This is a genomic window from Megasphaera cerevisiae DSM 20462 (assembly GCF_001045675.1).
Taxonomy (GTDB): domain Bacteria; phylum Bacillota; class Negativicutes; order Veillonellales; family Megasphaeraceae; genus Megasphaera; species Megasphaera cerevisiae.
The window spans coordinates 1-16,333 of sequence record NZ_LEKT01000004.1 but is presented as its reverse complement, the minus strand read 5'-3'; the positions used below and the strand labels follow the sequence as shown (position 1 = coordinate 16,333).

Genomic DNA, 16,333 nt, shown 5'->3' with positions numbered 1-16,333 from the left:
TGAGTAAAGGAGTCTGCCTATTATGAAAACAAATAGTTATTCAGGATTTCATAAACTTTCTTTAGAACAACGGGCTGCTGAAGTCGCCGAGTTTGCCAATTTGACATCGGAAGAATTAGCACTTGTGACTAAGCCGGGTGCGCTTAACAATGCAGTTGCCGATAAGGTGATTGAAAATGTTATCGGGACCTATCAGTTACCGATGGGAATTGCTATGAACTTTGTGATCAACGGAAAAGAAATGCTGATTCCCATGGTAGTGGAAGAAGCCTCTATTGTGGCAGCTGCTTCTAATGCCGCTAAAATGGCGCGTTCCGGCGGTGGCTTTACGACCAGTTATACCGGCAATATTATGATTGCTCAGATTCAGGCGATTCATATTCCGAATCCGTATTTTGCGCAGCAGACCATTCTTCACCATAAAAATGAAATTCTTGGTATTGCTAATGAAAAAGATCCTATCCTGGTAAACATAACAGGAGGAGCCAAGGATATTGAAGTCCGCATTATAGATTCACTAATCGGGCCTATGGTTGTTACTCATTTGATGGTCGATACGGGAGATGCTATGGGAGCCAACGCGGTAAATACTATGGCAGAAGCTGTCGCCCCTTTCATTGAAAAAATTACTGGCGGGACTGTAAAGCTTCGGATTTTATCCAATTTGGCAGCATATCGGCTGGCACGGGCAACCGCTGTATTTACCAAAGAAGCGATTGGCGGAGAAGATGTTGTAGATGGCGTAATTGCTGCGTACGCTTTTGCAGAAGCAGATCCGTTCCGGGCGGCGACGAGCAATAAGGGAATCATGAATGGTATCGATCCGCTTATTGTTGCGACAGGAAATGATTGGAGAGGAATTGAAGCAGCGTGCCATGCGTATTGTTCCTATAAAGGAAAATATACTTCTATGACGCGTTGGGAAAAAAATGCTAATGGTGATTTAACCGGATCGATTGAAATACCGGCTTTATGCGGTTTAGTAGGCGGCGGTACTAAAATTCTTCCAGCCGCTAAAGTCGGCGTAAAAATTCTGGGTGTTCAGACTGCGGCTGAATTGGCACAAGTCATTGCCGCGGTAGGGCTGGCACAAAACTTTGCAGCGATGCGTGCCTTGGCTACTGACGGAATTCAGAAGGGACATATGAAGCTGCATGCTCGTAACATTGCTACCGTTGCCGGTGCAACCGGGGAAGTGTTAGAAAAAATTGTTGCGCAAATGGTAGCGGAAAAAAATATTTCCGTCGATTATGCTAAAGAATTGATTGCCAACATAAAATAGGAGGAATTCCTTATGAGACAAGCACCATTGGCAGATATTTGGGGCGATACCGTAGATCTTCATCACTTAGGTATCGGAGTCATCATTGGTATCGTTATCAGCATAAGTTGCTATTTAGGAGCCAGCACAGTCATCGCTATGCAGGCGCCTAATTTGGAAGAAAAGCTGGTATCAGCATATTCATTACTCTTTGGCATTGGCGGCTGCGTCCTTTCGGCAGTTATTTCCGCAAATCTGTTTAAGCCAAAAAGAACCTTAAATGAGGCCGAATTTTCTGAAGAAGACCGAGATCGTGTGCTGCAGGAATTGAAAATTGATTTGGTAAAAGAAAGAGAAGAACTGCAATATGTAGATGCCAAAGTATTGCAGGAAATGAAGGAACTGAAACTGTACGAACTCTTTGCCGGACCGGCTGTGCCGGAAGGGAAGGGAGAAAATGCTGAAAAAAGAGGTGAAACATAATGGATGGCATGCTGATTCACGATTTGATTTGGGCTGTATGCATGGCACTGGCCGGCGGTATTGTTTTTTCCGGAGTTGGACTTATTTCAGGTACCGATGAGACCTCAACGATTGCGCCGCTTACATTATTGATCATTTTGCTGGGAGTTCCGCCGGTTGCTGTTTTTTCCTGGTTTATGGCAGCGGCTATTTCTAAACATATGATTCACGCGATTCCAACGGCACTGATGGGTGTTCCGGGAGATACGATGGCGGTGCCCATGTTAGAAGATGCAGCAGTACTCCGGCAGCTGGGCGTACCTCATATGGCGCTTCGCAAAATGATCTCCGGCGGTATTATAGCGGCTTTTCTGGCACTGCCAATCAGTGTGGGTTTTGCATCCCTGCTAGCTCCCTTTGCGGATATAGTCAAGGCCTGGGCGCCCGTCGTTTTTACCGTAGCGGCAGTGATTATTGCTTATACTTCTGGTGGGAAATGGGCAAGTCTGTTTGCCCTTCTTCCTTTTGCTTTTTTTGTGCAGGGCCTGAATAAAATGGCGATTGCTGGTATTGGCCACGGCGTATTTATTAGTATGTTTCTGGGGATTGCTATAGGTCCCATGTTTGCCGATTTGATGACTGTTTTATCCCCTGGTTCCCGGCATATTTTAAAACGAGAAAGTGCAAGGGAATTCTGGCTGGCTCCAGAATTAAAAATGTGGAAAGGATATTTCCCCAATCCCTTTAAGATTCTTTCAAAGCATCAGATTATATACAACGCTTTGACTGCTTGTGTGTCCGCACTGACCTTTACCTTCAGTCCTGTCGGTATGACGGTCATGATGGGTGAATTTGTCGGGTCACGTATAAAAAGCTTATATCAGCGGATGACATCAACACTAGCGGTTATGAACGGCACGACTGAGGCTACCTATATTGCAGAAACTATTATTCCTTTGCTGGCTTTTGGAATTCCATTAAGTCCGGTAGGTCTGGGACCTGCGGCACCGCTATTTAATGCGCCACCTGTATTTACTGCTCAGCCAGTTCATAATCTGCACACCTTTATGTCGGCTCCGGAATTTTTATTATACGGATACATTGGCCTGATTGTGGCCTTCTTTGTAGCCTATCCGTTTTCTATGAACTATGCGCGTACCGCCAGTGCGTGGGTATTGCGCAATGTTAGTCAGGAAGCTATTATCAGTATGTTTTCAGGATTGATTGTAGTTATTTCCTTTTTTGAAGCGGGTGTAGTCGGTATTGCTATTGCTGTTACTATTGCCATCTTCGGAGGAATTTTGAATCGCTACTTTGGTGTTCATACCGGTGTCCAGTATATGGTATATTATGCGTCGCCATGGTTGATGATGACGCTTTTGGGAATCAAATAAATATATGCAGTGTGTACAAGCAGCCACAGGATCGTTTTCCTGAAAAAACAGGACAAATGCCGCCAGGCTGCTTTTTTTTTGTTTTCTCTATTTTACCTGCTTATCAAAAAATGCTATAATTTCTATATCGCAGTAAGCGACAGCGTAAAAAAGAGAGCATGGCAGACCTGTTTCAGGAGCGGTGATGCGGATGAATTCAGTATTTCACGTGATTGATAAAGACACATGGGAAAGAAATCCCTATTTTGAATATTATTACAAGCAAATTAAGTGCCGTTATACGATTACGGCCAATGTGGATATTACGGCGCTGCGGGAATATCAGCAGGATCGGGGAATGAAATTTTTCCCGCTTATGCTGTATGTGATCATGGCCGCGGTCAATCAAAATAAGGAATTCCGGTTTAGTTTTGATGGGCAGGGCAATTTGGGGTACTGGGAGGAAGTTGTTCCCTGCTATACCCTGTTTCATGACAGGAGCAAGACCTTTACGGACATATGGAGTGACTACGATGCTGATGTGTATACGTTTTATCATACGGTGACGGCCGATATGCAGCGGTATAAGGATGTGTCCGGCGTGATCAAGGCAAGACCGGATCAGCCACCCAATTTCTGCCCGGTATCGGCGCTGCCATGGTTGAATTTTACCTCCTTTGCGCAGGATACTTATACGGAAAATAATTTTTTGTTCCCTCTCATCAAATTTGGAAAATACGTGCCAGAATCTATAAAAACGATCATTCCTGTCGCCATATCTGTCAGTCATGCTGTGGCAGACGGATATCATACGTGCAAACTCATCAATGATATGCAGGCGATAGCAGACACGATAGGTACCTGAATAGTAGGGGGCGTAAAGCCTTTTCGACAGGAAGTAGCTGAGGGGCTGTTGTTTTTATCAAATAGATATAGTACTAATGAAAAAAGATGTTTGCTTCCTGTGCCGGCATACGCAGAGGGAAGAGGGCATCTTTTTTTTGACGTGTAGTCTGTATGGGGGTGGAATAAGGGTCCACGTTTCCGTTAGCTGCTATAGTTCAAAATACAGAAAATAATAAGAAATCAAAAAAAATTATTTTCTCAAAATATGCAATATGCAGTATGAATAGTATATGTTTCCTGTGCTATTTTGAAAAAATGTCCAAACGGATCATTTTTATGTCCGAATGGAGTAGAAGGATTGGGCTGTATTTGATATAATGGCAAACAGAAAATGATTACTGGTATCGAAAATAGATACTATGTGGAAATGGAGAAGCCTTATGAACTATACAGCAGCAAGAATGCCTCGCCGTGCCTGGTATGCTGGCCTGTCCTGGGCTGTCGCACTGTGGCTGACGGCTCCCGTCATGGCGGCAGAAAGTCCAGTGGGGGGGGGGCAATAATTCGGTAACGACACGGGATGTCGTCGTGGAGGCGGATAAGGAGGAAGCGAAGTACAATTCGCAAAGTGTCACCGTCATTACCAAAGAAGATATTGCGCGCAAACAGGGAAAATCCGTGGAGGACGTGATTTTCAACGAAGTAGGCGTGACCGGAACCGTCGACGCTATGGGTACCAAGCTAGATACGTTGTTACAGAAGCCAAAGATATTTTATAGTAATTTCTCAAATGCAGATATAATCATTCGTACTGATGGAGGTGATCTTGATTTACGGACCGCCGAGGGCAATCCGAATCCATGGGGAGGCAATAATCATTTTTTATCGGATTTGGGAAAGAATAAAAATGACACGAGTATACCAAATAGTCCTTGGCAAGGAATTGATAATGCCAAATATGGTGCTGTAGAAGGGTTGTTGAACTCTCAGAATATTAAAGTCATGATGGGAGATATTCTGGATGCGTCGGCGCTGAAATATAATGGAGGAACCGAATGCATCTACCTGGATCATGAGGGCAGAGAGATTACTCGAGAACAGGCTGTCAATCAAATATTTTGTTCTTTTGTGGGCATAGAATCGTATTATAATGGTAACGAACTTCGAGGTGGTGATGGAGAACTCTATAATGGAACAAGTAAGTTTCTCTATGTTTGGATGGCGAATGGTCTGGGAAGTTTTCATCCTGTAGGCAATGCGCCCATTCCCCTGCCGCTTGCCCAGCAAGGCTAGCTCCTCAAGCAAGACGTCATCCTTGCCATGGACCGGGCCGCCTACATCAAGGTGCGCCGCCAGCTTAGAGACACCGTCGGTGTCGAAGCGTGGAAGCTCAATTCCTTTGGCGAAGGGGCCCAAGACGCCCACGGCCTTCACGATATGCAGATTGCCGACGTCCTCGGCATCGGTACGCAGATCCGTCTGGGCAAGCGATCCATGCTGGCCTTCGACTACGGCCAGAACCGCTCTGACATGGGGAAATTCTTCCACGGCGGCCGGGATATCTATGGTGATTACACTAGCGGGCGGCCACACGCCGGATTTCTGGGTGGCCCGCCTCGACATCGGCATCGTTGATATGGACGCCCGGCAGCTGGCACGCCTACCTGGATTACAAGGCCTTTGACCACGATTCCTTCGTAGGTGGCACCGGAGCCGACCTGCCTGATAGATATTTAGATGGTAGCCGCTCCTTCACGACCGGCATCGGTTACGTCCCGGCACGAAACCTGCTCCTGGAAGCCAGCTATACCTTCGGTGCCAAGAGTACGCAGATGCGGGATACACTCTATACGCCGGAAAACTTCACCCTGGGAGATTATACGAGAGTCCAGATGACGTATAAATTTTAGCCTAACAAATCGCGGGATTGCCCCTATGTGGCAGTGCCGGGCTCGCTGAATCGAGTCCCTGCGGGGGTTCCATAAACGGGATTTCTCTGCGAATCGGCAATGGACACGGCAGTATGCGGCTGGGCAAGCACGACAACCGGCCCATACCCTGTCCCGGTCCTTCGTAGGGGCGTCCATTCATGGCGCCCGCAAACAGGAACTGGTACAACGCAGTCCGCATGCATGGGTATTCTGCACAGCCCGACCAGTGCTGATACCGGGCAGCCTGCTGTTTATATGCAGCATGTCTGCCGTATCATACAGGTCCTGCATTTCCTTCATTTCTGCAAGGGCCGAATCATTTTCTCAAAAGACATATTAGGCACAGAAAGTCAAAACGACATGACACAGTGAGATTTCTTTCGCTGTGTCATGTCGTTTTATTATGTTGAAACGGACTATATACATTTTACATATTACCCGGCAGGGGGTAGTTATGAGCGGAAAAATGGCTGGAATGTACGGTTTCTCTCAGTCAAAAGCAAAAAAGCAGATCGCGGTTAGATTCCTTCCCGGCGGGCCAGAAAGTGGATACTGGTAAAACCGGCAGCCGACATACCCAGGGCCCAAAGCAGGTCGGCCGGATGGGTGGGAAGTCCTGGGAAGAGTTCTGCCATAGAGCCCAGGACAAAGCCCAGTATCACAAGGTAGGTCGCATGGGGGTACGATTTCATTGCCTTTTCCAGTGTTTTGGTTGTTGATATGACGCCCAGGAGTACTCCGGCGGCAAGGGGCAGAAGAAAGGACAGATGAAATTGACTGACAGCCAGCAGTGTTTTGTCGTACAGCCCCATCAGAAGGAGCAGATAGGATACGCTGATCCCTGGCAATACCAGCGCAATGGCCGCAACAAAGCCGGTCAGCAGCAATAGGAAAAGGTATCCTGCGCCACTTGCCGGGATGGGCTGAAAGAGATCTGACGGCAACAGGGAAAACAGCGATACGGCAGCTATGCCTAGAAAGATATAGAGCAGGACTTTCCAGGAGAATTTTTTTACTTCCGCTTGTTTCAGCGTCATGGGAATGCTGCCGCCAACGGCGCCCAGAAAAAAATACAGTGTGGGGACGGGATAGGTTTCTATGAGGTGCAGGAGCGGCTTGGAAAAGAGCAGTATCCCCAGGCCGCCGCCTGCTGAGAAAAGCAGCAAAAACAGCAGGGAGTCCTTTTTGCCGGAGGCAGCGGCGCTGACAGCGGCAATCAATCTGTCGTATATACCGAGAATCATGGCCATAGAGCCGCCGCTCACGCCGGGCACCAGCATAGTGCCGCCGACAATAAAGCCTTTTACCGTTGTTTGGATGCGATGTGTTTTCATATGGTATCCCCATTGCTATGTGTATTTTTGATCCATTTTACAATTTCCATCTGTACAATGGAGAGAATCGCCAGGCCTACGACGATAGCCCATTGCATGCCGGATACGGGTGCAATCTGGAAAGCCTGCCGCAGGACGGGGATAGAGAAGATACCGGCCATGAGGAGGGCGGAGACGATAAAGGAGACGATCAGCCAGGGATTGGCACCCTCAGCCCGCACCCAGATCGGTTCGGTATTTGAGCGCTGATTGAAGGCTCGCAGCATTTGAGAAAAGGCCAATACGCAGAAAGCCATGGTCTGTCCCGTTTCATGACTGGATTGGCTGGCGCCGATCCAGTAGGCGGCCAGCGTCAGAAGTGCGGTGAAGAGACCTTGCGTCACGACACGGCGGATCAAATCCTTTTCAAATAGCGTGCCGGAAGTAACGGGTTTGTGTTTCATAATATTTTTGCTTGCCGGATCGACGCCGAGGGCCAACGCTGGCAGGGTCGCTGTTGCCAGATTGATCCACAGGATGTGTACGGCAATAAGGGGAGCGTTCCAGTTGAGGATCGTTGCCACAAAGAGGGTCAGCATTTCTGCAATGTTGCCGGTCAGCAGAAATTGGATAACTTTTTGAATATTGCGATATACCCGCCGCCCTTCTTTGATTGCATAGGCGATGGTCGTAAAGCTGTCGTCCATCAAAATCATATCGGCGGCGTCCTTGGCTACGTCCGTACCGGTAATTCCCATAGCGACGCCGATATCGGCAGCTTTCAGGGCTGGAGCGTCATTGACGCCGTCACCGGTCATAGCAGCCACTTCGCCGGTACGTTTTAGAGATTGGATAATCCGCAGCTTGTCATACGGGGATACGCGGGCGAAGACTGCCGCTGTTTTTACGGCGTTGTCCAGTGCCGCATCATCCATGGCATTCAGTTCATCGCCGGACAGTACCGTACAGCCAGCTTGATAGATGCCGAGTTCGCGGGCAATGGCCAGCGCGGTCGCCTTGTGATCGCCCGTAATCATGATCGTGCGAATGCCGGCCTCGCGGCAGGTGCGCACGGATTCGGCGACTTCTCTGCGGGGCGGATCAATCATGCCGGTGACGCCGATAAAGGTCAGGTCATATTCCAGATTTTCATCGTCTCGCTGTGGTACTGCCGTAATAGTGCGTTCGGCAAAGCCAAGTACACGGAGAGCTTTTTCCAGCATGAGCGTGCAGACGGCAGTGATTTTTTCCTTGTCGGCGGCCGTCATAGGGCGAATCCCTTCGGCGGTCAGGATGTGGGTACAGAGCGGCAGCAGTTCGTCGGCAGCGCCTTTAGTATAGGCTGTCAGCCTCCCGTCTGCCATTTGATGTACCGTGGTCATGCGTTTCCGGTCCGAATCAAAAGGCTGTTCAAATACGCGGGGATGGGCCGTTTCCAATGCCTCATGATCCATACCGAAGGCCTGCGCCATGTAAAGCAGAGCTCCTTCCGTGGGGTCGCCGATGATGTCCCCCTTGCGGTCCGGGTCAAAGCTGGCATCGTTGCAAAGGGCTGCGGCGTAGGCCAGTTCTTGATAGCAAGATGACGGGGCGGCAGCTGCTTTTGCGACCGGCGCCGGTATTCCGGAAGCGATGTCTTCATAGACGGCAAGCTGTGTGACGGTCATTTTATTCAGCGTCAGCGTTCCTGTTTTGTCACTGCAGATGACGGTGGCGCTGCCCAGCGTTTCTACAGCCGGAAGCTTGCGGATGAGCGCATTCTTTTTGACCATGCGCTGTACGCCCAGCGCCATGACGATGGTAGCTGTGGCCGGCAGGCCTTCCGGAATGACGGAGATAGCCAAGGCAATGGCGGTGAGCAGCTGCGGGACCAGCGGCCGTCCGTACAGTACGCCGATCAGGATGATGAGAACACAGACCGTGAGGCCCGTGATAGTCAGGCCTTTGCCTACGGCATTCAGTTTCTTTTTCATGGGCGTGTCCAAATCGTCCTGTTCGTCAAGCATGCCCGCTATTTTTCCGACTTCTGTGTCCATGCCCGTGGCGACGACAATACCCTTGCCCCTGCCATAGGTGACGATGGCTGTCGTATACGTCATGTTGCGGCGATCGCCTAGCACACAGTCTTTGGGAAGCTGTGCACCGGCTTCTTTTTCCGACGGTACGGATTCACCTGTCAGGGAGGCTTCCTGGACCTTCAGATTGGCCGAATCGATGAGCCGTATATCGGCAGGGACCATATCGCCGTCACTGAGCAGTACGATGTCGCCGGGAACTAAATCGACAGCCGCTATAATGCTTTCCGTACCGTTGCGCAGTACACGGGCTGTAGGGGCGCTCATATTACGCAAGGCTTCCAGAGAGGACTGTGCTTTTTTTTCCTGACCAATACCGATAATGGCATTGAGGATGACAATGGAAAAGATAACGGTGGCTTCTGTCCATTCCTGCAGTACCGCAGAAAACACAGAGGCGCCGATGAGAATCAATACCATGGGGTCCATAATTTGTTCCTTCAGCATGTGAAAAAATGATTTTGGCGGCTTGGCGCGAAGGGCATTGGGCCCGTTTTTTTGAAGACGTTCTGCCGCATCGGCAGTATCCAGCCCGCCAGCATGGGTGCGTAGTTCGTTATAAATGGTTTCAATTGGTTGGGCATGCCAACGTTGTTGTGTATTCATGAGTGCCTATCCTTTCTTTCCGTAATGATACGGGTGCGAAACAATACAAAAAGACATAACCTAATACCCCCTTTACAAAGGGGACAGCTTATGCCTGCATATCAATCGGTCCGGTCTGAAGTTAGGTGCTGCTTGATTGGGGTATGTAGCGTCGGCATGATCACTGTCGGCGTTATCCATGTGTATATAATACATCCTTTCTCAAATAAGATATCAATATAACAACTATACAGTATGTGGAGAGAATATGTCAAATAAATTGCTGCGATTTTACTAATATTTTACATTGCAAAAAAAACACCTCACGGTCCGGGAAGCCCGGACTGTAAGATGGGTTTTTCTATACAGGGTGTGCAGTTAAATGGGAATATCCTGCAGCGCTTCGTATCCTTCTTCTCCTGTACGGATTTTTACGACGTTAGAAATGGGTGAGATAAATATCTTGCCGTCACCGTAATGACCGGAGTAGAGAACTTTCTTGGCAACTTCGATAATCGTTCTCGGTGCGATTTTGGAGACAACGATATCAATGCGGATCTGAGGCAGCAGCTTGGATGTGACGACGGAGCCGCGGTACATTTCAGGAGCCCCTTTCTGGAGCCCGTAACCCAGCACGCGAGTCACGGTCATGCCGGTGATACCGATGGCGTCGAGGGCGATTTTGAGCGCATCAAAGCGTTTGCTGCCGGTGACAATAGTGATGCAGGTAATGGGTCTGCCATCGGGAGCGGTTGCGGGAATCGGTGCTGATGGTTTCGGAGAGATTTCCGTCTGCTGTGCGTCCGTACCCGGCATCGTTTCCGGCATCATCATGAAGTCCGCATAGGCAGAGGTCAGGCCATGTTCTTCAAAATCAAGGCCGTGTTCTTCTTCCTCCTGCGCAACACGAAGACCTACAGTTGCCTTGATGATTTTGAATACAATTGTAATGACGATCGCTACGTATATGGCAACAGCAGCGACACCCATAATCTGTGTGAGAAGAAATGCAGGATTGCCTGTATATAAAAGGCCGTCCTTGACGGAGAAGAAGCCAGTAAGTATGGTGCCGAGGGCGCCGCAGACTCCGTGAGCAGCAATGGCGCCTACGGGATCATCAACCTTGAGCGTTTGGTCGATAAACTCAACGGCAAAGACGATAGTGATACCGGCAATCAGTCCAATGGCAAAGGCTCCGGGAACACTTACGGCGTCGCAGCCGGCAGTAATGGCGACGAGACCGGCAAGGGCGCCGTTCAGGGTCATGGAGACGTCAGGCTTACCGTAACGAACCCACGTAAGGCACATGACGGTAGTGGCGCCGACGGCGGCAGCCATGTTGGTGGTCACATAAATCATGGAGGCCGAGAGCAGTGATTCGTCACCGTTAGCGGATACCGTAGACGCGCCGTTGAAGCCAAACCAGCCAAACCAAAGAATAAACATACCGAGAGCGGCAAGGGTCAGACTGTGACCGGGAATGGCGTTGACAGAACCGTCGGCGTTGTATTTTCCGATACGGGGTCCCAGCATTTTGGCACCGGCAAAGGCGCAGATACCGCCTACCATGTGAACGACAGTAGAGCCGGCAAAATCATGGAATCCCAACGTGGAAAGCCAGCCGCCGCCCCAGGCCCAATGTCCGGAAATAGGATAAATAAACAGGCTGATTGCGATACTATAAATGCAATAGGCAGAAAATTTAGTTCGTTCAGCCATAGCGCCGGATACAATAGTTGCCGATGTTGCACAGAATACAGTTTGAAAAATAAGGTAGGACATGGGAGTGTAGCCGGCTTCGTCAGCAACCTGGAAATTTTGGACGAACAGATCAGGAAGTCCGATGATGCCGTGTATATCTTCCCCGAACATCAGGCCAAAGCCGACAATCCAAAAAAAGATAGTGCCCAGAGCAAAATCCATAAAATTTTTCATGACGATGTTGCCGGCATTTTTGGCACGAGTAAGTCCTGTTTCCACCATGGCAAAACCAGGCTGCATGAAAAATACCAAAAAAGCACCGATCAAAACCCAAATCGTATCTACTGAGGAATAGCGTCCTTCGGTGGCATCCGCTGCAAAGGATATGCAAGGGGTCAGCAGTATCAGTGAGAGGAGAGACATTTTAGGAACTGCTGTTTTCAATCGTTCCATTGGATCATCCCTTTCTGCAACATAAAAAGTGCCCATGGAACACATTACCATAGACACCATTATCTGAAAGTATGTTATTGTTTCAAATACATCCTGCAGGAAATAATTGATATAGTAAGTATAGACTTTTTCTATGTATTTGACAATTGCAAGAAAAATAAATTTATATAATAATTAAAATAATTAATTATATAAACATAATCATATCATAAATAGTTTTGGAATGCTGTTTCCCGCAGAAGAAACTATGGCAGTCAACAAATTATATCTATACATATATTCATAGATCATATATAATATGTCGTGTAAAACGAATCTGATCAGTTTTATACGACATATTGTTTCGATAGAAGGGAAAAAAGATATATTATGCGCAGACAAATTACAGTGGCAGAAATTACAGAAACGGCAGTTCGGCTGGCTGATGAACAGGGACTGGATCAAGTCAATTTGAGCCGTATTGCCGAGCGGCTGGGCATTAAAAAACAATCACTGTACAATCATATAGAGGGATTGGAGGATGTAAAATGCAGTATGGTTATTTATGCCTGTGGACAGCTGCGAACCGTCTTGACGGAGGCGGCTGTCGGGCAGTCCAGAGAGAACGCTGTTTTTTCGGTAGCATATGCATATCGGAAGTTTGCCCACGAGCATTCCGGTCAATATCAGGTTATTATGACGGAGTCCTGGAAATATAAAAAAGATGAAAAATTAAAATTTGCGATTCATTTATTTATGCAGGTTATTCGGAAAGTTTTATCACAATATGACTTGCATGATATAGAGCTTACCCATGCGGTCCGGGGACTGCGCAGCATGATGCACGGATTTGTTTCACTGGAGGCCTCCGGCTGGTTTCAGAATCCGACGGATACTTCAGAAAGCTATCAGCAATTGATTAAAACCTATATCAGCGGGGTAGAAGCATGGGAGATACAGAAAAAATATGAAGAATAATATGGATATATGGAAACGAAATTTATGGATCTGCTGGCTTGGAAGTTTTGCTACGTCGGCGGCATTAAGTCAGGTGGCCCCGATCCTGCCGCTGTATGTTCGGGAGCTGGGCATGGTCAATATGGGTGATATTGCCGTGTGGTCCGGTTATGCGTATGGAGCGGCGACAGTATTGAAGGTCGTCGCGTCTCCGGTTTGGGGGAAATTGGCAGATCAGTACGGTCGAAAGCCTATGCTGCTTCGAGCCAGCTTTGGGATGGCTGTTATTTTACTGCTGACAGCATTTGTTACCTCTGTGCCGCAGTTAGTTGCTGTACGCATGATTATGGGCGCTATATCAGGATTCAACTCCGGAGCGATTACTTTGATTGCGACGCAGACACCACGGGAAAAGGCCGGCTAGGCCTTGGGCACTCTTTCGACAGGCTCTGTGAGCGGTACGCTGCTGGGGCCGCTGCTGGGTGGTTATCTGGTGGAAATGATCAGTATCCGCAGCAGCTTTATTGTGATGGCAGCTCTTCTTTTGACGGCGTTTTTTCTGTCCCTGCTGTTTGTCCGGGAAGATTTTTCACCCAGGGAGCATTGCGTCAAAGCTTTTTCTGAAATTTGGCATGCCCTGCCGGATCACGCTTTGTTTTATTCCATGTTTCTTACAACTTTTTTTGTGCAGCTGGCCTTGTTCTCTATTGAACCGATTATTACCTTGTATGTAAAATTACTGGCTCCTCAGACCGGCCATCTGGCACTGCTTTCTGGATTGGTATTTGCTTCGTCAGGTATTTCTGCACTGCTTTGTGCGCCCTGGCTGGGGAAGCTGTCTGATCGGATCGGGGCCCATAAGGTTATTTTTGCGGCGCTGCTTATAGGTGCCGTGCTATTTATCCCACAAAGTTTTGTTAAAAATGTGTGGCAGCTCATGGCCTTGCGCTTTGGTGTTGGGATTGCCACAGGGGCGATGCTGCCATCTATCAATACGATGCTCAAGCAAAATACACCGGCGGAAGCTGCCGGGCGTATTTTCAGTCTCAATCAATCCGCTCAGTTTTTGGGTGTGTTTATCGGTTCGATCATGGGTGGTCAGATTGCCGCGCATTGGGGAATACGCAATGTGTTTTTTGTAACCAGCGCATTATTATTTATCAATGCGGCGGATGTCTACCGCAACGTATTTATTAAAATTAACAGTCATGCGGCAGCGATCCGGTAAAGAATATGTTTGCTTTTAGAATATATAGAACAACCACTCCTGAATTTCAGGAGTGGTTGTTTGTCTTTCTAGGTATTGATTATCCGAAGAAACTTATTTGCCGCAGTATGCGACGACTTCTACTTCTACAAATGCGCCCTTAGGAAGCTGGCTGATTTCCACGCAGGAACGAGCCGGAAGGTTTTTCTGAAAATACTTAGCGTATACTTCGTTGACTGCGCCGAAAAAGTTGATATTGGTAAGATAGACAGTTGTTTTTACGACATCATCATAGGAAACGCCGGCAGCTTCTAAAATAGCTCCGACATTTTTCATGCATTGTTCTGCCTGACCGGATACATCACCGCTGGTGATCTTGCCTTTTTCTGGATTGATAGGAATCTGGCCGGAAGCGAAGAGGAAATCACCGGCTTTAATTGCCTGTGAATATGGGCCTACGGCCCCGGGAGCTTTTTCTGTTGCAATGACTGTTACTGACATGGGACATATCTCCTTTTTTATACGTTTATTTTTCGATTTCTTCAATCAAATGACCATCTTCATTATATGTCTTTTTATGGAATCCTGCAATAAAGTAAGCGATGCTAATAATGGCAATGAAGAGCCAGCCGGCAAACAGCGACATCTTTGTGTCTGGATTTACCCACATGCCGACTGTGACTAGCACAAGGAATACGATACAGAACCAATTGGCATATGGGAACAAGGGAGATTTGAAAGGATGTTCTGCCATCGCCTTTTCACCCCAGTGTTTGCGGAAATTCTTTTGCGAATAGGCAAGGACAAACCAGGCGACCATACCAGGGAATACGCTGGCACTGTAAATATACAGAAACAGCTTGGAGTCGGGGATCAGGTAGTTGAGAATAACGCCGATGAGCAGGCAGGCGATCGTGGTCATAATACCGTTTTGCGGTACGCCGTGTTTTGAGAGCTTGCCAAAGAATTTAGGAGCCTGGCCGTTTTCAGCTAAAGTGTACAGCATACGCCCGGAGCTGTAGATGCCGCTGTTGCAGCCGGATAATGCGGCCGTCAGTACGACGAAGTTGATAATGCCTGCTGCAGACGTGATACCTACCTTGGCGAAGGTCGTAACAAAGGGGCTTCCTAGCATGCCCAATTCATCCCAGGGATATAATGTAATGACGATAAAGATAGCGCCGATGTAGAAAATCAGGATACGCCAAACAATATTTTTCGTTGCTTTGCGTAACGTCTCCTTGGGATTCTGTGCCTCACCGGCTGTAATCCCTACGAGTTCAACACCTTGGAAGGCGGCAGCGACTACGCACATAGCACCCAGCATACCGCTCAGCCCATGGGGGAAGAAGCCGCCGTGTGACCACAGGTTGGAAAACCCGAGGGGGACGCCGCCGTTACCGAAACCAAATACGATGACCATGGCACCGACGAACAGCATTGCTACGATAGTCGTAACTTTGATAATCGCAAACCAGAATTCAAATTCACCGTAATATTTGACGGCGGCCATGTTGGCTACCGCGACGATAATCATGCCGCCCATAGCGGATATCCATTGCGGTATCAGGGGAAACCAGTATTTAATATAAATACCGACGGCCGTTACTTCTGACAAACCGACCGATACCCAAAGGAACCAGTAGCACCAAGCTGTCAGGTATCCGGCAAAAGGACAGATATATTTATGCCCGTAGGTGGCGAAGGAACCCGTTACCGGTTCGAGATAGAGCATTTCACCCATAATGCGCATAATAAAGAACATTACTAAACCGGCTAAGGCATAACAAAGCAGTACGGAAGGGCCTGCCATTTGAATAGTACTGGCGGAGCCCATGAACAATCCTACACCGATTGTTCCGCCTAAGGCAATCATTTCGACGTGTCTGGGTTTCAGACCGCGTTTCATCTTGTCGTTATCCACAATTATTTCCTCCTATTACTATTTTAAGGTAACATGATAGTGATTATCTTTAAATACATCCATCAAGCGTTCCACATGTTTTTCATTGGCTGTTTCCAGTTCAAAGGATACCGCTGTGCAGCCCATACTGATACCGTGCTGGCTCCGTTCATGCGTAATGGAAAGAACATTGGCATTGGAGTCAGAGATGAGCGTGAGCAATTTGACCAGTTCACCCGGCTGGTCCGGCACAACTGTTTCAAAGAAGACCTTGCGCCAGGAGCGGA

15 protein-coding genes and 1 pseudogene are annotated in these 16,333 nt (G+C 48.1%); 10 read left to right on the top strand and 6 right to left on the bottom strand.

The features are described from left to right. Positions 1–22 precede the first annotated feature (22 nt). The 8 genes from AB840_RS01980 (at position 23) to AB840_RS01950 (ending at position 5,852) form a co-directional block, all read left to right on the top strand. On the top strand, positions 23–1,282 hold the full coding sequence (locus tag AB840_RS01980) for a hydroxymethylglutaryl-CoA reductase, degradative (protein ID WP_048513156.1): 1,260 nt from the start codon (positions 23–25) through the stop codon (positions 1,280–1,282). A 12-nt stretch (positions 1,283–1,294) separates the two neighbouring features. Further along, positions 1,295–1,744, top strand: coding sequence for a hypothetical protein (locus AB840_RS01975; RefSeq protein ID WP_048513155.1), 450 nt, complete (start codon positions 1,295–1,297; stop codon positions 1,742–1,744). Continuing rightward, positions 1,744–3,117 (top strand): tripartite tricarboxylate transporter permease, encoded by a 1,374-nt coding sequence (locus AB840_RS01970; protein WP_048513154.1) that lies wholly within the window; start codon positions 1,744–1,746, stop codon positions 3,115–3,117. The genes AB840_RS01975 and AB840_RS01970 overlap by 1 nt, the downstream gene beginning before the upstream one ends. A gap of 190 nt (positions 3,118–3,307) precedes the next feature. Continuing rightward, complete coding sequence (locus AB840_RS01965; RefSeq protein WP_171969698.1) at positions 3,308–3,961, top strand: CatA-like O-acetyltransferase; 654 nt, start codon at positions 3,308–3,310, stop codon at positions 3,959–3,961. 421 nt (positions 3,962–4,382) lie between these two features. Further along, positions 4,383–4,505: a hypothetical protein gene (locus tag AB840_RS18060; RefSeq protein WP_268776061.1), complete on the top strand. Its 123-nt coding sequence runs from the start codon at positions 4,383–4,385 to the stop codon at positions 4,503–4,505. Between the two features lie 25 nt (positions 4,506–4,530). Then, entirely contained in the window at positions 4,531–5,235 is a 705-nt protein-coding gene (locus AB840_RS01960; RefSeq protein ID WP_048513152.1) for a hypothetical protein, read from the top strand. 27 nt (positions 5,236–5,262) lie between these two features. After that, positions 5,263–5,577 carry a hypothetical protein gene (locus AB840_RS01955; RefSeq protein ID WP_048513151.1) on the top strand — a complete coding sequence of 105 codons (315 nt, stop codon included), beginning with the start codon at positions 5,263–5,265 and terminating at the stop codon, positions 5,575–5,577. Further along, the gene (locus AB840_RS01950) at positions 5,574–5,852 is read left to right on the top strand and encodes a hypothetical protein (protein WP_048513150.1); all 279 of its coding nucleotides are present in this window, start codon (positions 5,574–5,576) and stop codon (positions 5,850–5,852) included. The genes AB840_RS01955 and AB840_RS01950 overlap by 4 nt, the downstream gene beginning before the upstream one ends. Before the next feature lie 539 nt (positions 5,853–6,391). On the opposite strand, the gene AB840_RS01945 is transcribed toward AB840_RS01950, so the two are convergent. The 3 genes from AB840_RS01945 to AB840_RS01935 all read right to left on the bottom strand — a co-directional run bounded on the left by AB840_RS01945 (position 6,392) and on the right by AB840_RS01935 (position 12,000). After that, the gene (locus AB840_RS01945) at positions 6,392–7,207 is read right to left on the bottom strand and encodes a DUF368 domain-containing protein (RefSeq protein ID WP_048513149.1); all 816 of its coding nucleotides are present in this window, start codon (positions 7,205–7,207) and stop codon (positions 6,392–6,394) included. After that, positions 7,204–9,867 carry a cation-translocating P-type ATPase gene (locus tag AB840_RS01940; RefSeq protein WP_048513148.1) on the bottom strand — a complete coding sequence of 888 codons (2,664 nt, stop codon included), beginning with the start codon at positions 9,865–9,867 and terminating at the stop codon, positions 7,204–7,206. Before AB840_RS01940 ends, AB840_RS01945 begins: the two co-directional genes overlap by 4 nt. A gap of 357 nt (positions 9,868–10,224) precedes the next feature. After that, a complete protein-coding gene (locus tag AB840_RS01935) occupies positions 10,225–12,000 on the bottom strand; it encodes an ammonium transporter (RefSeq protein ID WP_072061724.1) in 1,776 nt (591 codons plus the stop codon). A 369-nt stretch (positions 12,001–12,369) separates the two neighbouring features. Here AB840_RS01935 and AB840_RS01930 point away from each other — a divergent pair, with 369 nt between their 5' ends. After that, positions 12,370–12,957: a TetR/AcrR family transcriptional regulator gene (locus AB840_RS01930; protein ID WP_048513147.1), complete on the top strand. Its 588-nt coding sequence runs from the start codon at positions 12,370–12,372 to the stop codon at positions 12,955–12,957. After that, a pseudogene (locus AB840_RS01925) lies at positions 12,947–14,164 on the top strand (multidrug efflux MFS transporter). The gene AB840_RS01930 and the pseudogene AB840_RS01925 overlap by 11 nt, the downstream one beginning before the upstream one ends. 93 nt (positions 14,165–14,257) lie before the next feature. Here the strand turns inward: AB840_RS01925 and AB840_RS01920 are convergent. The 3 genes from AB840_RS01920 to AB840_RS01910 all read right to left on the bottom strand — a co-directional run. Then, on the bottom strand, positions 14,258–14,644 hold the full coding sequence (locus AB840_RS01920; protein WP_048513146.1) for a RidA family protein: 387 nt from the start codon (positions 14,642–14,644) through the stop codon (positions 14,258–14,260). Between the two features lie 25 nt (positions 14,645–14,669). Next, positions 14,670–16,067, bottom strand: coding sequence for an amino acid permease (locus tag AB840_RS01915; RefSeq protein ID WP_048513145.1), 1,398 nt, complete (start codon positions 16,065–16,067; stop codon positions 14,670–14,672). Positions 16,068–16,085: 18 nt separating this feature from the next. Continuing rightward, on the bottom strand, positions 16,086–16,333 hold a 248-nt coding region (locus AB840_RS01910), incomplete at its 5' end, for an ACT domain-containing protein (protein ID WP_048513144.1).